A 19,141-nucleotide genomic window follows, 5' to 3' on the forward strand; every position below is an offset into this window, starting at 1 on the left:
TAGTTACAAATCTTCTATTATCACAAAAATAATATGCGTTTCTGTCCCACACCGTCAGACTGCAAACATCAGCCATGCCGGCACCAGCAGAATCACAAACACCACGAGCAACATTAAAATCATCGGGAAGAGCAGCCGGGTGGATGCCTGCTCCCCGAGGATCTGCGCCTGCTGCCTGCGAAGCCGCTGTGCCTGCTCCGCCTCTTTTGCCAGAACCTGTTCCACGCCGTTACTTCCTTTTTGCAGACACTGCACCAAAATAGAAGACAATGTCCGGTAAGACAACAGTCCCCAGCGCTCTCCCAGCTGTTCATAAGCCTCTTTTTCTCCGAGACCGCGCTCCATCTCCCTGCAGATTTCCACAAGTATCTCATAAGCCTTTCTCACCTCCTCTCTGCGCATATAAGAAAGATAATCATTCGCAATCCGCTCCACCGACTTTCGAAGATTCATCCCGGTACTTAACAACAGCTGCAATTTTGTCACAATCTCCGGATAATCCTGCTGCATCTGCTGCCGTTCCTTCTTTTTCTGTTCCTTTTCTTTCTGCTGTCTGTGCAGAAGTACCATTGCCGGAAATACAAGCGCAAGCAAAGCCGCTCCGTACTGCATCCCGTCTCCTGCCCGTTTCCAGATCAGTTTTTCTCCGTGTAATACTGCCGGAAGCTGCATCCATTCCGAGCCTCCTGCCGTATCTGCATTTGCCTTTTCCACCATATCTTCCACCTGTTCTTTTTCCCCGAAAACCCTGGGAAATACAAGGACATTCCAGCTCTCCTGCCATTCCTTCCCCTGCAGCTGGGCCGTTGCTGTGAGGATCACTTCTTCTCCCTCTTCCCCGATCATTTCCCCATATATTCCTTCCCAGTCCATGATCTCTGGCCGGCTGCTGAACCACCGGATCGTTACCGGACAGTCCGGCAGTTCCTCACACAGATGCAGCGGATGATCCACATGATCCAGCGAATCATTCTCCCCCAGCATCTCGTTTTCGATCCTGTCGCGTAACCCTGAGAAAATCTCTTCTATCTCGCTTTCGGAAAACTGTTTTTCTGTCACCTGTACGGTCATTTCTTCTTTCTGGCGTTTTCCCTGCTCATCTTTCCATTCCACCTGAAGATTTTCTTCCTGTACACCCTGTCCGTACGCCGGACGCCGCAGCTCGGAAACTGCCTGCATGTTTTCCGCGTGTCCGACCATCCCTGTTACAATCAGAAGCATGCCCGCAGCCAGAGCCGCAAGTTCTGTCTGCCAGATACATTCATCCGTCAGCCATTCCGGAAGCTCCCAGCCCTTTTTCCGGCTCCACCGGTGGATCCATCTGGCTCCCTTTTTTCTCCGGTTTCCTTTTTCTTTTGAAGTTATGATGCTGAACACTGCTATCAGCAGCAAAAGAGCCATTCCCAGAACTACATTCATACCTGAATCCTCACAATCTTTCTTCCCATCCGGAAGCTGAACAGATACACACCCAGACATCCAGTCATCACCAGTGCCCCCGGCAGATTGTGATATAACACATCGAGAAATCCACGGGAAGTCAGCTGCATATAAAGGATCATCGCCCCTGGAACCAGGCTCATCACCATCTGTTCCAGTTTTTTCCCTGCGATCGCCACCTGTATTTCCCCGGTAACCCGGATCTTTTCTCCCAGTACCTCTGCAAGATTGCCGAGAATTTTCCCGAGATTTCCACCGGAACGCCGCGCGATCAGAAAGATATCCCCAAAGTTGCGGATTTCTTCCACACCGGAGCGCTGTCCGAGATTCCAAAACAGCTGCTCCACCGGCACACCCACCTGCATCTGACTTTCCATATACCGCAGTTCTCTCACCAGATCATCCCGCTCTCCGAAAAGCCGCTCCATCTCCCTGCGACATTCCGTTACACTCTGCTCCATCGAATATCCCGCCCGTACTGCCGTCTGTAAACTCTGCAACACATCCTTAAAATGATTTTGCAGAATTCGCCGTCTTCGCTCTGCCATCTCTTTCTGCTTCCATCTGGTATACCAGATGCCAACCGGGATCACCAGTCCCCACGCCCACCAGGAACGGTAACAGAACAGATTCACAACTCCCGTAATCCCGATGCTCTGTAACAGGCAAAAGATCCACTCTTTTTTGGAAAATACATACGTTTTATAATTCGTTCTCACCGAAGCACCGTTCCAGTTTCTCCCTGTGTGCCAGCTCTCCGGTCTTTTTAAGCTGATCCTTTTCCCTTTTGTATAGCCCATGCATCCGCACCTCTCCCTCTGCAAATCCGAGAATCTCTGCGATCTCCGCAACCTGCCGTTTTCCATCTCTTGCCCGTTCCAGATGCACCAGAAGTTCCACCCCGGACGCAATCTGTCTTCGCACCGCCTCAAGCGGCAGTTCCATCCCCATCAGTACCATCGTCTCCACACGGGAAATCATATCTTTCGTACTGTTGGCGTGTGCCGTTCCAAGGCTTCCGTCATGACCGGTGTTCCACGCCTGCAAAAGATCCACCGCCTCCTCCCCGCGGATCTCGCCCACGATAATGCGATCCGGCGCCATACGAAGCGCGGTGCGGATCAGATCCCGGATCGTAATCTCCCGGTTTCCTTCCATATTGGCAGGTTTTGCCTCCAGACGCACCAGATTTTCCACACCCTGGATCTGTAACTCTGCCGAATCTTCAATGGTAATAATCCGTTCCTCATGGGGAATCGCGTTGGATAACGCATTCAGAAATGTTGTTTTGCCGGAGGATGTCCCTCCGCCGATCAGGATCGAATATCCCGCTTTTACCAGATGTTCCAGAAAGGTTGCCGCTTCTCTCGTGATACTCTCTTTCGCGATCAGATCCTCCATCGTGATCGCATGATCCGGAAAACGGCGGATCGTCAGAATCGGTCCGTCCAACGCGACCGGATAGATGACCGCATTGACACGGGAACCGTTTTCCAGTCTCGCATCCACGATCGGCGAATTTTCATTGATCACGCGGTTGCATTTTCCGGCGATCTGCTGCACGACATCTTCCAGCTTTTCTCTGGACACGAAAGACTTTTCCCATCTGCTTTTCTGTCCGTTCCGCTCCACGAAGATCTTCTGATACCCGTTTACCATGATCTCTGTCACCCGGTCATCATCCAGCAGTTCCTGCAAAATATCCAGTTTTCGCACCGAATAAAACAGTTCTCTCCGGATCTCCTCTCTCCGGCTCACCGGCAGCCGGTTCTCTCTTGCTGCCTCCGACACCAGCTGATCGATCCGTTCCAGAATCGCCTCATCCGACCATTCCACTCCCTGTTGCAGCTGTTCCATCAGTCTCGCCCGCATGCCGGCAAACTGTTCCTGTTTCATCATCCGTCCTCCCATTCCTTTCGGATCATCTCTCTCACATAATCTCCCAGCTCACTCCACACCAGATCATCCATGTATCCGGTTCCGCTCCTCGTACTGCGATGATACGGCGGTTTGATCTTCCGGATCCGGTCGAGTACCGCCTGTTTCTCCCACACCTGAAGCGTATGTTCAAACTGCTGGATCTTCGCCTGGGAAACCGGATCTGCCCGGATCGGCATATAGATTCTGGTACACTGTTCCAGGAGTTGATACAGCTGGCTGACGCTGTCCCCCAGATCCAGAATGATCACATCATAATTGCTGTAATCGATGATCTGCTGCAACAGCCGGATCCATTCCTCTGCCGTTGTACTCTGGATATCCTCCATTGAAAGCACCGGCGGCAGATAGTCCAGATTGTTGATACTCTGCACCATCGATCCCATCTTTGTAACCAGCTGATCCGATCCCAGCCGCAGGTAATACAGCAGATCACCCAGTGTCTGCTCAAATTTCCGTTCCATCAGATATTCAAACCCGGAATACGCTTCCAGATTCAGGTACAGACACGCCCGTTTCTTCGCCAGGATCTGCCCCAGCGTCAGCGCAAATGTTGTCTTCATCGTCCGTCCGACCGGCGAATACACCCCGATCACCTCCATCTTTTTCTTCTCCAGTTTTAACGACTGTACCGTTCCCGCGCCGCTCTCCCCGTAGTGTTCAAGAGCTTCCCGGATCACCTGATTCGATGACTGATATTTGTAGATCGACGGATATTCCTCATATCTTCTGGCAGACACACCATCCGATAAGATCAGGATCTGTCCGATCTTCGCCTGCCGGATCTCACTGTTCATCGCTTTCTCGGAGATCAGAAGCAGTTCTACCGGATGCTCCTTTACATATTCCTGAAAACTCACGGCACTCGTAAATACCCGCACCTCAAACGGGATATTTTTCTTCTTACTCAGGTACTCCATAAAATGATAAGCGTAATCCACATCCAGATCACACACTGCAAAAATATTTCGTTCGCTCATCCTCGCCCTCCCAGATACAGCAGCAATACGCTGCCTAAAATTGGTATTGTAAAATGGATATTTTCCGGTCTTTTTCCCGGCACCAGATATGGTGGAAGTGATCGTTCCGTACATGCCCGCTGCACATACTGAAGAAAATATAAGAACCGCTGCCGCCAGTCGCAGCGAAAGAACAGAAAAAATACAGATTCCAGCGCTCCAAGCAGAAATGCCGACACGATACAGCCAAGGATCTTTCCGGGACCAAATACGCTACCGAGCACTGCAAACACTTTGATATCGCCGGTCCCGATCATCTTTCCCAAAAACAGTGGAAAGAACAGAAACAGCACCAGCAAACTCCCTCCCCAGAAGCGGAATACCGCTTCACCAAGCCCCTGTGCAACCTGTCTGCACAGATGCTCCGTCATACTGATCTGCCATCCGGTCAGTATCCACAGATTGGGAACTTTCTCCCACTTGCAGTCAAAAAACACTGCTCCCATGGTAAAAATAATGCAAAAAAGCATAGAAAAGTCCATAGTAATCTCCACTTCCCTTTATTTTATTCAATTCGTTTTCTGGAAATCTGCAACTGAATCGCTGCATCTGGATTTGTTATGGGCTAATTATATCCGCCCTTTTCGGATTTGTCTAGTGGATTTTTCTAATTTTCTTCTTTTTGGCAAAAGTAGCTAAAAATAACAGAAAAATTTCAGTGGATATTGCCCTCCATAAAAAAAATGTGTATAATCCTGTTGAGGTGATAAACATGAGTAAAGAAGTAAAAACAAATGCCATGCGCATGCTGGACAAACACCATATCCAGTACGACATGATTCAATATGAATGTGATGAATTTATCGACGGTCTTCATACCGCCGAAAAAACAGGTGCACCGGTAGAACAGTCTTTCAAGACACTGGTGGCACAGGGAAAAAGCAAACAATACTATGTTTTCGTGGTTCCCATCGCGGAAGAAGTGCAGTTAAAACAGGCTGCCAAAGTAGCCGGAGAAAAATCCGTGGAGCTGATCCCGGTAAAAGAGATCACAAAAATCACCGGTTATGTCCGGGGCGGCTGCAGCCCGCTGGGAATGAAGAAACTTTTCCCTACCTTCATCCACAACAGTGCGGAAAATTTTGATAAGATCTATGTCAGCGGCGGTCGGATCGGCACAACCATCTGCCTGAATCCCCAGGAACTCGCAGAGGTGACACGGGCACAGTTTGCAGACATTATCGTCCACGAATCCTGATTTTTGAACGTGTTCCTGTCATTTTTACACTAGAGCGTGTTTGAAAAATCATTTCCGCAATCTGCAAGCCCCACTTTGCGGTATATTTTACCCTTATTCGGTTGCCGTAGCCCGCTACGCCGCCCTCATTCGGATAAAATCTCCCACAAACTGGGACTCGCAGCTCACGAAAAGCCTTTTTCAAACACGCTCTAGAAAAAACATGTCTGTACTTCCAAACTGGGAAGATACAGACATGTTTTTTATCATCTTATCTTTTTGCAGATTGTTCTTTAACCGAATTCATATCCCGGAACATTGTTATTGACATAGGAATTTCCTTCCAGTACATCCAAACCGCTCACCTGCATCTCCACAACCTTCGGCAGTGCATTCCAGCTGTCCGGGAAGGTAAATACCAGATTCGTTCCGCCCTTTTCTGATACTGCTTTTGTTCCATCTTCCACAAATGTAGCGGTTCTGGTATCCAGCACTTCTTTCTTATTTCCGTCGGTCATCTGATATACCGTGAAATCAAAAGACTGATCGGTGATATTGGACACTTCAATCTGACAGTATGAATTACTTCCGCCATCTGCGGACATCGCCTCGTTAAGATTTATATCTTTATAGGTTCCCTCATACACCTGATACTGTGCAGCTACCGGTGTAAGATCCTGCGGAATCGCCTGCATCGTCTCCTCCTTCTGTACCTCTTCATCATCCGGCGCAGCTGTCACCATTGCCTCCGGCGACTCTTCCGGTGTGACCGTTGCCTCCGGGGTTTCTGTAACCTCCGGCTCATCCTCCGCTTCCGGAGTTTCTTCCTGCATCACTTCGGTATCTTCCTGCTCAACTTCTGTAGATGCACCGGATCCACACGCAGCAAATACCATGCTCATCGCTAATATACCTGTCATCATTATTTTTCGTCTCATAATTACTATTCTCCTCTCCCTGTACGGTTTCCCGCATGTTTCTTTTTTTATTATCCCACAAAACCGCATAGATAGAAAGTAGATTTTGCAAATCTTTTTCTCCCGGCATCATCAAAATGGTTCCGCCTGGCGGAAAATCACTATGAAATACACCAAAAACCGGGCACGCAGATTCCACTCCCCTGGATCTGCTGCCCGGTCTTTCCGGCGTCGGAGTTCTCCCCTCTCCGTTACCGTTTAATACTTTTGTATGCTCTTACTCGTCATGGTTTTTTTACAATAATAACCTTTATTTATACTCTCTTTTTATAACTTCTGTTCTTTACTCAGCCAAATTCATGTCCCGGAATATCATTATTACAATATATATTTCCTTCCAGCCAGCTTAATCCTGATACCTGCATCTCTGTTACAACAGGAAGGGATTCACGCTCATTCGGGAATGTAAATACAAGATGATAACCTTTTCCATTGAACTCAGCCTGTGTTCCATCTCCCGTAAATACAGCTGTATTTGTTTTGAATTTTAAAGTACTGTTCTCGTACAGGTCTTTTTCATAAATGGTAAAATCAAAAGATGTATCCGTTACATTTGAAACATGGATTTCATAATATGGTCTGACCTTGCTGTCATCTAACGACCATGTATAAATCACTTCATCAAAATATACTCCCTCATATACCTGATACTGTGCCTCAACTCCTGTAGTCTGTGTACTGTCCTGACTGCCCGTTTCCGCCTGTGCACTTTCACTGCCGGAAGATGTATCCTGTTTTACAGAACTGCTTTCCGTTGTTGTGCTGCTTGCAGCAGCATTACCAGAGTTCTTATCTGACGATGTACTTCCATTTGTTCCTGTTGTGCTGTTTGAACCGGTACTTGCACTTCCTGAAGAACTGCTGCTGTCCGTCTGTGCCTCCCCTGCACTCTGCGCAGTATCTTCGGTTGTATCTTCCGGCTCCAGAGTTGTTGCCTCCTCCGTTGGTGCTTCCGAAACTACCGCATCCTCTGTTGTGCTTGTCTCTGCTTTGTTCCCACAGGCTCCCAGTACCATACTTGCCATCAACACTGCTACGATCATACTTTTACTCTTCATAGTTTCCTCCATTTCTGCCATTACTCCCTATGGCAAACCGCTTTTTATTAAATTGTAGCATTTCCTGCCACAACTCATAATCATTCGGCATAAATTGCAATCTAAATGCAACAATTACTTACTGTTTTTCCAGAGAATCGTATGCCTCTGTGATATCCCCTTCCGGCCAGTTGTTCAGATACCAGGAGGTTACTTTTCCGTTCTCATCACTTTCCAGTTCCATATAATACTGCGCTTTGTCTGTCTGCATGATATAGCCACCATACTGGTATGCTGTCCAACCATGATCGGTCATAGCTTTTCCGGATGCTCCCGCTTCATCCCCGATATGGATTCCATACAGTGCCACTGCCTGATTGCCTTCATTTTTCATACTGAATGTCTCGCCCTGCCACTCCAGATAAAATCCGTCTGACACATAGGACTGCGCATTCGGGAACTGCCAGCACTCTGTCGTTGTCATCTGTAAGATATTTTTCAGCTCTCCGAAATTCTCCAGATAATCACCGACATCAACCCCTTTTGTGCTCTGTTCTGTCTCGCCGGTTGCTGCTTCGTTGGATGCTTCTTCTGTTGTCTCCCCTGTCTGTGTTTCACCTGATGACGCTTCTTCCGTCGGTGTTTCCTCCGTTGTTGTTTCCTCTGCCGGTGCTTCCGAAACTACCGGGTCTTCCACCACACTCGTCTCTGTCTTTTTCCCGCAGGCTCCCAGTACCATACTTGCCATCAACACTGCTACCATCATGCTTTTTCTCTTCATAGCTTCCTCCATTTCTGCCATCCTTTTCGATGGCGCAAACCACTTGTTCCTGCAGGTTCAACCCCTCTGTCTCTTACTGTCCGTCTCCTCTGCCCGGGTATCTTTTCCCTTCCTGCATTTCGAATAATTTGCATATCAAAGTATTTGCTTGGATTATAGCACCCGAAAATCCCCCTGTAAACAGAATCTGAAAAACGTAACTGAAACTTAATTTCTCCGCATAACAAGCTAATATTTCTTAGCAAATTGTAGCATTTCTGGTGATATCTCGTAACAATTTGGCATAAAATGCAATCAAAATGCAACATTTGGATTGCATTGAATTTCACCATGCCTTCCCCGTATGATAAAGCCATAGAAACACGGATCCGATTTCTAAATTCAAAAACTACAAAGGAGAAAAAATATGGGAAAAATTGAAACAGCTACACAGTGGATGATCGATCTTGCAAATGATGATTCACACGGTTATGACCAGACACATCGATGGGGACCAGATTATGACTGCTCCTCAGCAGTTATTTCTGCATGGCAGTATGCCGGTGTCCCTGTGAAAACTAAAGGCGCTTCTTCTACACATGATATGAAACCTATTTTCTTAGCTAACGGTTTCACCAATGTGATTTCCAGTGTCACACTTAGCACAGGAGCTGGATTAAAACGAGGCGATGTCCTTCACAAAGATGGACATGTTGCTATGTATATCGGAAACAATCAAATGGTAGCTGCCCATTCTAACGAGAATGGTGGCATATCCGGAGGAAAGACTGGAGATCAGACAGGGCATGAGATTTCTGTCAGCAAGTACAATTATTCTACCAGTGGATCTAACGCCTGGACTTCTGTCCTTCGCTACACTGCCGAAGCAGAAACCACACCTACAGAACCTACTACCAAAGCCGGTGAATGGATTCAGGCAAGTGATGGCAGATGGCGGTATCGTCACACCGATAATACCTACACCAAGAATGGTTGGGAATTCATCGATGGCAGCTGGTATTATTTTGATGCCGATGGCTGGATGAAGACTGGCTGGGTTCAGGTATCCAATAAATGGTACTTCCTGTACAATAACGGTGTCATGGCTACTAATAAATGGGTGGAAACCTATTATTATGTAGGAAGTGACGGTGCTATGGTTACAAACACGATGACACCAGACGGCTATATCGTTGATGCAGCCGGTAAATGGGACGGTCGGGATGCATGGGTAAAACGCTTGCAGACCGCATTAAAAGAAGCCGGTTACAACCCGGGAACTATTGACGGTGTCGCTGGCTCCAACACTCTGGCAGCATGCCCGACACTGAAATCCGGTTCTAAAGGAACCCTGGTTACCCTGCTTCAGGAGCGTCTGTATTACTTCTTCGGTATCACTGTCTCCGGTGGTATCGACGGAGATTTCGGAACCGGTACAAAGAATGCAGTTATTTCTTTCCAGAAAAACTGCGGATTATCCGCCGACGGTATCGTAGGTAATAACACCTGGAGAAAACTTCTGTCCCTGTAAAATCATGTACTAACTTTACTTTTCGTCTGTAATGAATTCCATACTCCTACTCCTGTTCATTGCAGATGCATACCCCTCAAAATACAGATACCTCACAGTTGCGGCTGTGAGGTATCACTTTTGTTTTATTTTGCTTTTTTCTGTATTTCTTTTTCATATTCCATTTTTCCAAGAAACATAAAAATCAGTACGATCCAGACAGTTTCACTGAGCAGTGTTACGATCCAGCCCATACCACAGGCACTAAAAAATAATATTACACCTGTCAGTATAACCGTCAGCAACTTCAGTTTTTCCGGCACATATCGATTTCTTTCTGTTTCATAGGTCGATTGATGTGCAAAACCGGAGCCATCCGGTTCATCGGAAATAACAACAGCACAATTGCGCTGATTCCGATATACCACACATTACTGCCCACAGATATCGCTCTGGAAGTTACCAGAACACTCGCAACCACCAGACAGGAACAGACAAGGCATCCTGCATATGTCTTCATGTGAAATCCTCCACAGTATGCCCGAAGAGGCATAAACACCATAAGAAACAACATATACTCTTTTCCATATCCAAGACTTCCCGCCAGTATTCCCATTACGGTAAGACTGATCCATTTTTCCATTAAAACTTGAACAGCATATTGGAAAATATTGCACCAATGTTGGTCTTTATTCAGATATGTAGTAAATTTAGTGGCAATTACCCCAGACACATATTCCATTATTCAATGTTCTCCTGAAGTTCAGATGGATACAATGGTTGATGTAAAACAAGTAGACATCCACCTTTTATACTAATTCCAATTACCATAGCTACAAGTATCTTCAAAATTTCTTTTTTGTTAATCATCATTTTCCTCCTTATACAATATTTACTCAAATATTATACAAAGATACTTTTCGTTATTTTATTCATGTAATTTTTTTGGTTTTATTTGTAATTTTTACATAATTACATTTACGATAAATGTTTGATTCTCTGCTTTTATTTCAAAGTATCCATCATACGACTGTACTGTTTTTTCCACAGACCGTAATCCGATTCCATGATTTTCTATATCTTTTTTTTCACTCATAAAATATCCATTTTTGTTTTTTTTAAGTTCACCTACATATTTATTTTTTACTATTATCTTCAATCTTTTTTTAACAAATGAAATATTTATATAAATGGTTCTATCATCTTCCAACTTTTCTACTGCTTCTAACGCATTATCGAGCAAATTTCCTAACACGACACATATATCCGAAGATTCGTACGGCAATTTTACTGGTATACTTTGTTCAAGATAAATTTTTATTCCCTTTTGTTTTGCAATAATATTTTTATAATTTATCAACGCATCTACAGGCAAATTCCCACTCTTAGATATTTCACTCCTATTATCTATGTCTTTATCAATATATTTATTTAAGAATTTTCTTGCCTCGTCTGGGTTTTGTTTTAAAAGTTCTTGCAAATAAATCATACTATTTTTCATATCATGTTTTGTTCTTCGAACTTCATCCATTACTGCTTTTCTTCCTTCTATTTCCTTATCATATATCCTTATTTGATATGCGTATTCCTGTTTCTCTCTTTCCGCATTTTGCCTTTCTTGATATAAAGTATATAACCTAAAAATAATAATATCGAACACTAATATTACAAATACCAATATTAAAGTTCCGTTTTTCATCATGCTATCTTCTGTTTTTTCTGCAATATTCAGAATAATAATTGACCATATTATATTGCATCCAAAAGCAATAGCAAATAAAATTCCATTAGCTCCAACTTCTAAAGATTCAACTTTCCCTTTATATAACAACGATAATATTCTCACGCATATCCAAAAGACGATTTTCGCCATCATTGCATATAATCTTATATCTCCACTTATATCGCCCTGTATTATCAGTATAATTATGCTAATAACTACCTCTGATATTCCTCCTAAAGAAACAGCTAAGAGTACCATCATAATTCTAGTTCGCATCTCAGCATTATAAGCAATGGTACATACAATACTAAGACCAATTAAATTCCCTAAAAAATTCCACATGTATCCGTCATGAAGATTCATAATTGTAAAATGATAAAAAAAGAAAAAAATCCATGCGCAAATATATCTCCATGTTTTTTCTCGTTTTTCTAAAAATGTACTAAAAAAATCTTCTTGAACAAATACTGTTGCCGAATCCACCATAATTTCTAATATCACAATTGCACCTCTTACATTTTTAGTTGCACTTTCTTCTTTCCTCCCTTTTTAACTCCTAAAACCCAAGGGAGGAAAGTCATATGCAAAACAACATATCTATCGATCAAAAGAAACAATATCTCAAATCTTATCGTTCCACGCTTTGGAACATCCAACTTCTGGAAGATGAGATCCACATGTTTCAATCTTTTTCAAATACTCCAAGTTACATTATTCATCCAGTGTGCGGAACACAGGCATTTACTGATTACACTTCTTATCGTACACAGATTGATACGCAGATTGCGCGGCTACAGGCAAAACGTCTGGAATCCATCCGATATTATCGGAAAATCCTTCAGTGTATTTCAACAATTGAAGACCCCACGGAGCAGACACTTCTTCGTTTAAAATATATCCACGGCAATACCCTGGAATCAATTGCTGAGACACTCAATTACAGTCTTCGCCAGATTCACAATATCCACCGGCACGCCCTGGAACACCTGACGATTCCTGCGAACTGATACTTTACTATATTTTCTGACTCAAAAAGAGAAGCCCTTACTTTTAATGTAAAGGCTCCTCTTTTTTCATCCAACATATATATTCTTTCAATTTCCATTCTATCTCTTCCTGTATTGAATCCGGAAGTGTTTCCTGTAACTGATTCAATTCGTTCAGATAAAAATTGCCCTTTTCAAAAATCTGAAAAGGAAAGAAATGAAACTTCCGATATAACTGGTTCAGAAGGTATGCATCTGCACCTATCACTTTGTTTTCCAGTTTTGCATATCTTTTTCTGTTAATCTCTAACATCTCAGCCATCTTGATATGTGTAACCTGTTCGCTGATCCGAATCCCCCGCCATATGGTATCTTCTTTCAATGTAGCTTCTGCCATACGAAGATAATGACAGATTTCCTCTTCTACCTTTCCCTGCGCTTTATAGATTCCAGCTTCAAGGTACAGCAGATAACATCTCAGTAACATTCGTTCCATTTCAGGACTGTCGCACTCTTCCAGCAGCTTATTTATGTAACCTGGCTTCTGCCTCTTTCCTGTAATCAGGTAATAGATATCACCACCATGATCTTCTATTTGGTGCAGACCATTGTAGGAAATAATCACTGCTCCCTGTTCCACTCTCTGGTAATGATCCTGCCCCAGACCCATGATTTCGCCCATCTGTTCCTGTGTATAGCTGAGTTTTCGTCGATATTCTTCCAGTCTTTTCAGTATCTTATAATACGTATCCATTTACAGACATTCTCCATTTTTGTTTTTATTGTAGAATGTCTGTACTGTCCCATGATGTCCCGTTTATACATAATCTTGTATAAACAGAAAAATTAGCCTTCCTTGGTTTAGTCCACCATATCCATATAGATTTTCATGGCTTCATTTTTATACTCTGTGCTGACCGGCAATGTTTCTCCATTTAAGAGAATTACCTCTGTGGCACTGAAGGTTTTTATGTAGTAATAATTTACAACATACGAGCAGTGAATCCGTATAAACATATTTCCTGCTCTGCTGATCTCCTGCATCAGCTCTTTCATTTTCATGTAAAACCGGTAATCCTGCCCGTTCTTTTCCACCAGACGAATGACTCTTCTCTGGCTTTCCATATACATGATCTCGCGATAAGGAATCTGATATAACCGTTTGTTAAATTCAAAATGTAATCGCTCATCCAGATTCATTAATCTTCCATACGCAATCCGAAAATATTCTTCAAATTTTTCCGGATCGATTGGTTTACGAAGAAACCGCAGTGGTTCTACTTCAAACAACTGCTCATAATAGCTGTCATAGCTGGATACAAACAACAGAATGGTATAGGGGTCCTGTTCTCGAATTTTTTTTGCTACCGTGATTCCATCCATATTGTCCATTTCAATATCCAGATAGATAATATCGTAAGAACCGTTTTTTTCGATTGACTCCCACAGTGTTGCCCCGTCAAAAAATATGTCTGTCTCAAAAGAAATTCCCATTTTCTGTCGAATTCTCTGTAACTGCCCATCGATTTCTCCTGTCAACAGCTTGTCATCATCACATACCGCTATTTTCATTTGTGCCTCCATTTTTCAATCCTTTTTACTATTATAGCACAGATACCCTGCGGATTTTGTAATTATTTTTTTTATTTACATCTTTCTTATTAACTTTTTTCTGATTTTATTACAATATTGTCTGCTGACTCCTTCATGCAGTGCCAGCTCTTTGTCGTTTTCTCCGTAAAGTAACATCCGTTCAGCAATTTTTCGTTCTTTCCCATGAAAGCAGCGAAGCGCAAGTTCCAGATCCATATAGAATTCTGCTTCACCAAATCCATCGCCCGCATCCTGAACTTCCGTCCATTCCATATGTACAGTCTCTTTTTTATTATGTAATTCTTTCAGCACCAGATCTTTATATCTGCGTCTGACTGCCGTCTTTATATAGCTGAGACATTCGCCCTCACTTTTGCAGTATTTCATCTTTTCCAGAGCACAGAATAATGTAACCAGCATCTCCTGTCTGGCATCCTCCTGCTCCCATGTATACAATTTGTCTGCATAAAACATAAGCAAAGGGTTCATCTTCTCTGCTATTTTCTCAAAGCTTTTTTCATTTCCACTCTTATACTCACGGATCAGCTCCGCCAGTGTCTTCTCCATCTCCGGTATCCTTTCCGACTGTGCGGAATGAATACCGGTCTGTTATTTTACTTTGAGATTTTGACGACTTGCTTATCATACAGGAAAATTCCCGAATTCCCGTTATCTTGTAAAAATCCGGTCTTTTGCTGTCTTTTCAGCAAACAAAAAAAGCCCGAATAAGTTCTAAAACCTATTCGGACCTAATTTCTGTATTTATTATTGATTTCTATACATACGATATGCAGTTTTTGCCTGTTCTCTACAGGAACCACTGACTGAAAATTCTCTGCCGTCCTGTGTACGAACGGTATTTCCATCCATCCAATAAATATATCGGCTGTTGATCAGATACGATTGATGAATTCGCAGAAAGATTTCTTTTCCCTGTTCCATCTGTTTTTGTATCTGCGATAACTGACCATAAAACGTGTAGCTTTCTTTTTCTGTTACCACCCGGATCTTATGTTGCTGGGATTCCAGATATAAAATTTTCTGATATGGAATATGGTAGGTCTTTCTTTTATAATTAAATGTAATATACAATCGATGATCTTCTATTTTTTCCCGTACTTTTTTTACCCAGTGTCTCAGATTTTCTTTTTCTACAGGCGTTATCAGATATGATGCCGGCATAATTTCAAAGGTTTCCTGTATCTTCTCCTGATTTTCCGACAGCAGGATTATGTACACCTTTTCATCTTTCAAACGGATCTTTTCTGCGTAGTACAAACCATCTTTCTCCGTATTATCAAGATTTACAAAAAGAATATCATACTTTTCCGTCACCCAATTTTTGACAAGTTGTTGGTTCATGCAAATATTCGTATCTATATTAACCCTAATGTTTTCTTCTTTTCCAACTTCCTCCAGTTGGTTTTCAAGTTGTATGATCTCATCACTGTCAGATCCACAGATCAGGATATTCATATACATCATCTGTTTTTTTTCTGCCATCTTCACAGCCTCCCTCACTGATGTATCTTTATCTTAACAGATTTTTTGTCTTACAGAATCTACGTGTCATTTTACGATGTTTACTCGTCAGTCTCCGGGACAAATTGGGTATTTTTTGCATATTTCTTTATTTTTCTGTTTCGTTGATTACTTTTTCTGTGATTTCAAGTCCCCGTTTCAGAATTTCCGGGACACGGTAGCCACAGGCAACCAGATTTTCCAGGATGCTTCTGATTTCATTAATCAGAAGATTTGCCAGTGTAAACCAGCCCAGTGCTGACAGATAGCCAAGATCTACACCCAGAAGATCTTTTCCAAGTCTTTGAAACATATAGGGAATCAGAAATGCAATAAGAAGAATGACCCAGTAACCTACCTTTTTTACAATACCTTTCATCCCTGATTTACTGTTTGCTTCTTTCTTTACTCTTGCTTTATACCAGCCTGTCAGCCAGTCCAGCACATTTAACAGCAAATAGATTCCAAAAAGATATGCCCCATAATATTCATTAAACCACTTCATTTTTTACCTCCTTCTCTAATATTTTTGTTATTTAAAACATAGCACCGGAACACCATGAAATTCCATGCACACCTGATAGTATATTTTCGCAGCACAAAAAGCAGCCCCACCGGAAAGTCATAATTCTTTCCGGCAGGGCTGCCTGTTCTTTGTTCTTTTTTTTCTTTATCCCACAATTTTTTTCCTGTTCTCTGCAACGACCCGTTCCACGCGTGTCCGGTAGATCCGGCTTACGGGGATGCGGGTTCCGTCCATCAGACCGACTTCCTGGTTCCAGAGCCAGGAGAGGTAACGTCCGTTGATCAGATAATCTCTGTGGACTCTGAGGAAGCGTTCCTCCACTCCTGCAAGTTCCCGTTCCACCTCTGTCATAGGAACCGGGATCCGGTACATTTCTTTCATGGTAAAGACAAGGACGGAGTTACCGCTTTTTCTGATGTATTCGATATCGCGGTACAGGACGCGTCCTTTCTGTCCCTGTACGTCAAAAGAAAGATATCTGCTTCCGGGTCCCAGGTGGCTGATGGTGCGGTAGAGTTCTTTTCGGAATTCTTCCTTTGACAGCGGCATCGAGAGATACGACACCGGCGCCAGGTGTTCTATCTGATTCAGATTCAGACGGTTCCATCCCGGAAGAAAAAAGATGGTTTCCCGGTCTGCCATACGGATGCTGGAGGCAAAGGTATAGCTGTCGATATCCCGAAGGTTTTTTCCAATACAGATCACATCATAGTGTTCTCTGTTCAGGATTTTCTTCGCCAGCCGATAGCAGTTTTTCATCACATCCACCTGAATCTGTGCATTGCCTTTTCCTGTAAATTCATCTACATATTCTCTGATCTGTTCGCCGATCTGTACCTCGGATGTACAGACCGCTATCTTCATATATGGTAAATTTCTGTTCATCGCCCGTTCGCCTCTGTTACTGGAGTATTTTCTCCTATTATACCTGCTTTTATCGACAGATTTCGGGGGATGGCATTTTTTACGGTCTATATGTAACAAGATATGGGACGGGTTGTTTTTGCAACAACGTAAAAAACCAGCAGCTCCCGGACATTTTTATCCGAAAGCTGCTGGTTTCTGGTTTATACTATATTCTTTTTGTTCGTCGCACTCAGTCTGGTCATCGCACGGGCGAGGGATGCTTTGGACATGTAGTATTCCTGCATGCTCTGCTTCTGACGAAGCTGTTCCTCGGCTCTTGCTTTCGCTTCTTCCGCACGCTTCCGGTCGATGTCTTCCGGGCGTTCTGCGGTGTCTACCAGAATGGTCAGACGGTTATTGATCATCTCTGCAAAGCCCAGACCTACGATCGCCTCATGCCAGTTTTCTTCCACATCGCGGAAACGAAGTTCGCCCTCTCTGATGGAAATGATACTGTCTGCATGATGGGCCAGTACGGTACGTTCACCATCATCACCCGGGAGAGTCACTGCTTCTACCCTTCCCTGGTAAAATACATGGTCACTGGCAAGAACTCGCATATAAAATCCACTCATGCCGGTACCTCCTTATCTTAAGCCTCCTGTGACTTTGCTTTCTCGATAACATCATCGATGGTTCCTACATTAAAGAATGCCCATTCCGGATATTCATCCATCTCACCGTCAACGATTGCTTTGAAACCGCGGATGGTCTCAGCCAGCGGCACGTATTTTCCCGGAACACCGGTAAATGTCTCTGCCACATGGAACGGCTGGGACAGGAAACGCTGGATCTTTCTTGCACGGAATACAGTCAGTTTATCGTCTTCTGACAGTTCTTCCATACCAAGGATCGCGATGATATCCTGCAGCTCTTTGTATTTCTGAAGAATCTCCTGTACTTTTCTTGCTACGCGGTAATGTTCTTCTCCTACCACATCTGCTTCCAGAATACGGGAAGAGGATTCCAGCGGATCTACGGCCGGATAGATACCCTGCTCTACGATCTTACGGGAAAGTACGGTTGTTGCATCCAGGTGGGCGAAGGTTGTTGCCGGCGCCGGGTCAGTAAGGTCATCCGCCGGCACATAAACAGCCTGTACGGAAGTTACGGAACCATTCTTTGTGGAAGCGATTCGCTCCTGCAGTTCACCCATTTCATTAGCCAGAGTCGGCTGGTAACCTACGGCTGAAGGCATACGGCCAAGCAGTGCGGATACCTCGGAACCTGCCTGTACAAAACGGAAAATGTTATCAATAAACAGAAGCACGTTCTGATGTTCTTCATCACGGAAATATTCTGCCATGGTCAGACCTGTCTCTGCTACACGCATACGGGATCCCGGTGGCTCGTTCATCTGTCCGAATACCAAAGCGGTTTTCTCCAGTACACCGGATGCTTTCATCTCACTCCACAGGTCATTACCTTCACGGGAACGTTCTCCTACACCGGTGAAGATGGAATATCCACCGTGTTCTGTTGCGATGTTACGGATCAGTTCCTGGATCAGTACGGTTTTACCTACACCGGCACCACCGAACAGACCGATCTTACCACCTTTGGCATAGGGTGCCAGAAGGTCGATTACTTTGATACCTGTCTCCAGGATCTCTACAACCGGGCTCTGTTCCTCAAAGGTCGGGGGATCTCTGTGGATTACCCAGTGCTGTTCTTTCTCCAGGCTTTCTCCACCATCGATGGTGTCACCCAGTACATTGAACAGACGACCCAGTGTCTTTTCTCCTACCGGCACCTGAATACCTGCGCCTGTAGCTGTTACTTCCATATCACGGTGAAGTCCTTCACTGGAATTCAGCATAATACAACGAACCATATTGTTTCCGATGTGCTGCGCTACTTCCATGACACACTTTTTCCCACCGTTGTCAACTTCCAGAGCATCCTTGATGGACGGGAGAGTCTGTCCTTCGAAAAGGACGTCTACTACAGGTCCCATGACCTGTACGATTTTTCCTGTCTGCATATGGATTCGCTCCTCCTCTCTTATCTCTCTATATATTTTTGCCT

The 19,141-nt window shown here is 43.9% G+C and carries 25 protein-coding genes; 4 read left to right on the top strand and 21 right to left on the bottom strand.

Annotated features, from left to right (window positions below; translation table 11 throughout):
- Positions 1 to 54: 54 nt before the first annotated feature.
- Genes ETP43_RS15135 through ETP43_RS15155 form a run of 5 tightly spaced genes read right to left on the bottom strand, consistent with a single transcriptional unit; the run spans position 55 to position 4,879 of the window.
- Positions 55 to 1,419 (bottom strand): type II secretion system F family protein, encoded by a 1,365-nt coding sequence (locus tag ETP43_RS15135; protein ID WP_164979745.1) that lies wholly within the window; start codon positions 1,417 to 1,419, stop codon positions 55 to 57.
- Complete coding sequence (locus tag ETP43_RS15140) at positions 1,416 to 2,159, bottom strand: type II secretion system F family protein (protein ID WP_022398806.1); 744 nt, start codon at positions 2,157 to 2,159, stop codon at positions 1,416 to 1,418. The genes ETP43_RS15135 and ETP43_RS15140 overlap by 4 nt, the downstream gene beginning before the upstream one ends.
- On the bottom strand, positions 2,143 to 3,336 hold the full coding sequence (locus ETP43_RS15145; RefSeq protein WP_129259050.1) for a CpaF family protein: 1,194 nt from the start codon (positions 3,334 to 3,336) through the stop codon (positions 2,143 to 2,145). Before ETP43_RS15145 ends, ETP43_RS15140 begins: the two co-directional genes overlap by 17 nt.
- Positions 3,336 to 4,358, bottom strand: a complete 1,023-nt coding sequence (locus ETP43_RS15150; protein WP_129259052.1) for a P-loop NTPase family protein — start codon at positions 4,356 to 4,358, stop codon at positions 3,336 to 3,338. Before ETP43_RS15150 ends, ETP43_RS15145 begins: the two co-directional genes overlap by 1 nt.
- On the bottom strand, positions 4,355 to 4,879 hold the full coding sequence (locus tag ETP43_RS15155) for a prepilin peptidase (protein WP_129259054.1): 525 nt from the start codon (positions 4,877 to 4,879) through the stop codon (positions 4,355 to 4,357). Before ETP43_RS15155 ends, ETP43_RS15150 begins: the two co-directional genes overlap by 4 nt.
- A gap of 230 nt (positions 4,880 to 5,109) precedes the next feature.
- On the opposite strand from ETP43_RS15155, the gene ybaK reads away from it, so the two are divergent.
- Entirely contained in the window at positions 5,110 to 5,595 is a 486-nt protein-coding gene (gene ybaK / locus ETP43_RS15160) for a Cys-tRNA(Pro) deacylase (RefSeq protein ID WP_129259056.1), read from the top strand.
- Here the strand turns inward: ybaK and ETP43_RS18660 are convergent.
- A complete protein-coding gene (locus ETP43_RS18660) occupies positions 5,576 to 5,758 on the bottom strand; it encodes a DUF6783 domain-containing protein (protein ID WP_334295542.1) in 183 nt (60 codons plus the stop codon). The two genes, ybaK and ETP43_RS18660, sit on opposite strands and share 20 nt — an antisense overlap.
- Here ETP43_RS18660 and ETP43_RS18665 point away from each other — a divergent pair.
- Positions 5,678 to 5,902: a DUF6783 domain-containing protein gene (locus tag ETP43_RS18665; protein WP_334295543.1), complete on the top strand. Its 225-nt coding sequence runs from the start codon at positions 5,678 to 5,680 to the stop codon at positions 5,900 to 5,902. The genes ETP43_RS18660 and ETP43_RS18665 overlap by 81 nt on opposite strands.
- Here the strand turns inward: ETP43_RS18665 and ETP43_RS15170 are convergent.
- The 3 genes from ETP43_RS15170 to ETP43_RS15180 all read right to left on the bottom strand — a co-directional run bounded on the left by ETP43_RS15170 (position 5,868) and on the right by ETP43_RS15180 (position 8,390).
- On the bottom strand, positions 5,868 to 6,512 hold the full coding sequence (locus ETP43_RS15170; RefSeq protein ID WP_129259060.1) for a hypothetical protein: 645 nt from the start codon (positions 6,510 to 6,512) through the stop codon (positions 5,868 to 5,870). The genes ETP43_RS18665 and ETP43_RS15170 overlap by 35 nt on opposite strands.
- A gap of 326 nt (positions 6,513 to 6,838) precedes the next feature.
- Positions 6,839 to 7,609, bottom strand: coding sequence for a hypothetical protein (locus tag ETP43_RS15175; RefSeq protein ID WP_129259062.1), 771 nt, complete (start codon positions 7,607 to 7,609; stop codon positions 6,839 to 6,841).
- Between the two features lie 118 nt (positions 7,610 to 7,727).
- Positions 7,728 to 8,390 (bottom strand): hypothetical protein, encoded by a 663-nt coding sequence (locus tag ETP43_RS15180; protein ID WP_164979746.1) that lies wholly within the window; start codon positions 8,388 to 8,390, stop codon positions 7,728 to 7,730.
- A gap of 385 nt (positions 8,391 to 8,775) precedes the next feature.
- On the opposite strand from ETP43_RS15180, the gene ETP43_RS15185 reads away from it, so the two are divergent.
- Positions 8,776 to 9,879 (top strand): C40 family peptidase, encoded by a 1,104-nt coding sequence (locus tag ETP43_RS15185; RefSeq protein WP_129259066.1) that lies wholly within the window; start codon positions 8,776 to 8,778, stop codon positions 9,877 to 9,879.
- Positions 9,880 to 10,004: 125 nt separating this feature from the next.
- Here the strand turns inward: ETP43_RS15185 and ETP43_RS17175 are convergent, their stop codons facing one another.
- From ETP43_RS17175 to ETP43_RS15195, 4 genes are all read right to left on the bottom strand, one after another.
- Positions 10,005 to 10,163 carry a hypothetical protein gene (locus ETP43_RS17175; protein ID WP_207668928.1) on the bottom strand — a complete coding sequence of 53 codons (159 nt, stop codon included), beginning with the start codon at positions 10,161 to 10,163 and terminating at the stop codon, positions 10,005 to 10,007.
- 2 nt (positions 10,164 to 10,165) lie between these two features.
- Positions 10,166 to 10,600 (bottom strand): accessory gene regulator B family protein, encoded by a 435-nt coding sequence (locus tag ETP43_RS15190; RefSeq protein ID WP_129259068.1) that lies wholly within the window; start codon positions 10,598 to 10,600, stop codon positions 10,166 to 10,168.
- Positions 10,600 to 10,728, bottom strand: a complete 129-nt coding sequence (locus ETP43_RS17960) for a hypothetical protein (RefSeq protein WP_279222206.1) — start codon at positions 10,726 to 10,728, stop codon at positions 10,600 to 10,602. The genes ETP43_RS15190 and ETP43_RS17960 overlap by 1 nt, the downstream gene beginning before the upstream one ends.
- A gap of 94 nt (positions 10,729 to 10,822) precedes the next feature.
- Entirely contained in the window at positions 10,823 to 12,082 is a 1,260-nt protein-coding gene (locus ETP43_RS15195; RefSeq protein WP_129259070.1) for a sensor histidine kinase, read from the bottom strand.
- An 80-nt stretch (positions 12,083 to 12,162) separates the two neighbouring features.
- On the opposite strand from ETP43_RS15195, the gene ETP43_RS15200 reads away from it, so the two are divergent.
- Positions 12,163 to 12,588, top strand: a complete 426-nt coding sequence (locus ETP43_RS15200; protein ID WP_129259072.1) for a sigma factor-like helix-turn-helix DNA-binding protein — start codon at positions 12,163 to 12,165, stop codon at positions 12,586 to 12,588.
- A 43-nt stretch (positions 12,589 to 12,631) separates the two neighbouring features.
- On the opposite strand, the gene ETP43_RS15205 is transcribed toward ETP43_RS15200, so the two are convergent.
- The 8 genes from ETP43_RS15205 to atpD form a co-directional block, all read right to left on the bottom strand.
- Positions 12,632 to 13,321, bottom strand: coding sequence for a helix-turn-helix domain-containing protein (locus ETP43_RS15205; protein WP_129259074.1), 690 nt, complete (start codon positions 13,319 to 13,321; stop codon positions 12,632 to 12,634).
- 107 nt (positions 13,322 to 13,428) lie between these two features.
- A complete protein-coding gene (locus ETP43_RS15210) occupies positions 13,429 to 14,139 on the bottom strand; it encodes a LytR/AlgR family response regulator transcription factor (protein ID WP_164979749.1) in 711 nt (236 codons plus the stop codon).
- A gap of 75 nt (positions 14,140 to 14,214) precedes the next feature.
- Positions 14,215 to 14,727, bottom strand: a complete 513-nt coding sequence (locus tag ETP43_RS15215) for a sigma-70 RNA polymerase sigma factor region 4 domain-containing protein (RefSeq protein ID WP_129259078.1) — start codon at positions 14,725 to 14,727, stop codon at positions 14,215 to 14,217.
- Between the two features lie 198 nt (positions 14,728 to 14,925).
- Positions 14,926 to 15,663, bottom strand: coding sequence for a LytR/AlgR family response regulator transcription factor (locus ETP43_RS15220; RefSeq protein ID WP_129259080.1), 738 nt, complete (start codon positions 15,661 to 15,663; stop codon positions 14,926 to 14,928).
- Between the two features lie 127 nt (positions 15,664 to 15,790).
- Positions 15,791 to 16,186: a phage holin family protein gene (locus ETP43_RS15225; protein WP_129259082.1), complete on the bottom strand. Its 396-nt coding sequence runs from the start codon at positions 16,184 to 16,186 to the stop codon at positions 15,791 to 15,793.
- 165 nt (positions 16,187 to 16,351) lie between these two features.
- Positions 16,352 to 17,092, bottom strand: a complete 741-nt coding sequence (locus ETP43_RS15230) for a LytR/AlgR family response regulator transcription factor (RefSeq protein ID WP_129259084.1) — start codon at positions 17,090 to 17,092, stop codon at positions 16,352 to 16,354.
- A gap of 182 nt (positions 17,093 to 17,274) precedes the next feature.
- The gene (gene atpC, locus ETP43_RS15235; RefSeq protein WP_117525847.1) at positions 17,275 to 17,688 is read right to left on the bottom strand and encodes an ATP synthase F1 subunit epsilon; all 414 of its coding nucleotides are present in this window, start codon (positions 17,686 to 17,688) and stop codon (positions 17,275 to 17,277) included.
- 17 nt (positions 17,689 to 17,705) lie between these two features.
- Positions 17,706 to 19,097 carry a F0F1 ATP synthase subunit beta gene (gene atpD, locus ETP43_RS15240; RefSeq protein ID WP_022398704.1) on the bottom strand — a complete coding sequence of 464 codons (1,392 nt, stop codon included), beginning with the start codon at positions 19,095 to 19,097 and terminating at the stop codon, positions 17,706 to 17,708.
- Positions 19,098 to 19,141 lie beyond the last annotated feature (44 nt).

It is taken from the genome of Blautia faecicola (assembly GCF_004123145.1).
Taxonomy (GTDB): Bacteria; Bacillota; Clostridia; order Lachnospirales; family Lachnospiraceae; genus Oliverpabstia; species Oliverpabstia faecicola.

What these genes read in the sequence shown, in the direction of transcription:
- ETP43_RS15210 (WP_164979749.1), bottom strand. Translation starts at nt 14,139, where the DNA reads ATGAAAATAGCGGTATGTGATGATGACAAGCTGTTGACAGGAGAAATC.
- ETP43_RS15185 (WP_129259066.1), top strand. Translation starts at nt 8,776, where the DNA reads ATGGGAAAAATTGAAACAGCTACACAGTGGATGATCGATCTTGCAAAT.
- ETP43_RS15135 (WP_164979745.1), bottom strand. Translation starts at nt 1,419, where the DNA reads ATGAATGTAGTTCTGGGAATGGCTCTTTTGCTGCTGATAGCAGTGTTC.
- atpC (WP_117525847.1), bottom strand. Translation starts at nt 17,688, where the DNA reads ATGAGTGGATTTTATATGCGAGTTCTTGCCAGTGACCATGTATTTTAC.
- ETP43_RS15150 (WP_129259052.1), bottom strand. Translation starts at nt 4,358, where the DNA reads ATGAGCGAACGAAATATTTTTGCAGTGTGTGATCTGGATGTGGATTAC.
- ETP43_RS15215 (WP_129259078.1), bottom strand. Translation starts at nt 14,727, where the DNA reads ATGGAGAAGACACTGGCGGAGCTGATCCGTGAGTATAAGAGTGGAAAT.
- ETP43_RS15170 (WP_129259060.1), bottom strand. Translation starts at nt 6,512, where the DNA reads ATGAGACGAAAAATAATGATGACAGGTATATTAGCGATGAGCATGGTA.
- ybaK (WP_129259056.1), top strand. Translation starts at nt 5,110, where the DNA reads ATGAGTAAAGAAGTAAAAACAAATGCCATGCGCATGCTGGACAAACAC.
- ETP43_RS15175 (WP_129259062.1), bottom strand. Translation starts at nt 7,609, where the DNA reads ATGAAGAGTAAAAGTATGATCGTAGCAGTGTTGATGGCAAGTATGGTA.
- ETP43_RS15145 (WP_129259050.1), bottom strand. Translation starts at nt 3,336, where the DNA reads ATGAAACAGGAACAGTTTGCCGGCATGCGGGCGAGACTGATGGAACAG.
- ETP43_RS15230 (WP_129259084.1), bottom strand. Translation starts at nt 17,092, where the DNA reads ATGAACAGAAATTTACCATATATGAAGATAGCGGTCTGTACATCCGAG.
- ETP43_RS15190 (WP_129259068.1), bottom strand. Translation starts at nt 10,600, where the DNA reads ATGGAATATGTGTCTGGGGTAATTGCCACTAAATTTACTACATATCTG.
- ETP43_RS15180 (WP_164979746.1), bottom strand. Translation starts at nt 8,390, where the DNA reads ATGGCAGAAATGGAGGAAGCTATGAAGAGAAAAAGCATGATGGTAGCA.
- atpD (WP_022398704.1), bottom strand. Translation starts at nt 19,097, where the DNA reads ATGCAGACAGGAAAAATCGTACAGGTCATGGGACCTGTAGTAGACGTC.
- ETP43_RS15225 (WP_129259082.1), bottom strand. Translation starts at nt 16,186, where the DNA reads ATGAAGTGGTTTAATGAATATTATGGGGCATATCTTTTTGGAATCTAT.
- ETP43_RS15205 (WP_129259074.1), bottom strand. Translation starts at nt 13,321, where the DNA reads ATGGATACGTATTATAAGATACTGAAAAGACTGGAAGAATATCGACGA.
- ETP43_RS15155 (WP_129259054.1), bottom strand. Translation starts at nt 4,879, where the DNA reads ATGGACTTTTCTATGCTTTTTTGCATTATTTTTACCATGGGAGCAGTG.
- ETP43_RS15220 (WP_129259080.1), bottom strand. Translation starts at nt 15,663, where the DNA reads ATGGCAGAAAAAAAACAGATGATGTATATGAATATCCTGATCTGTGGA.
- ETP43_RS15200 (WP_129259072.1), top strand. Translation starts at nt 12,163, where the DNA reads ATGCAAAACAACATATCTATCGATCAAAAGAAACAATATCTCAAATCT.
- ETP43_RS17960 (WP_279222206.1), bottom strand. Translation starts at nt 10,728, where the DNA reads ATGATTAACAAAAAAGAAATTTTGAAGATACTTGTAGCTATGGTAATT.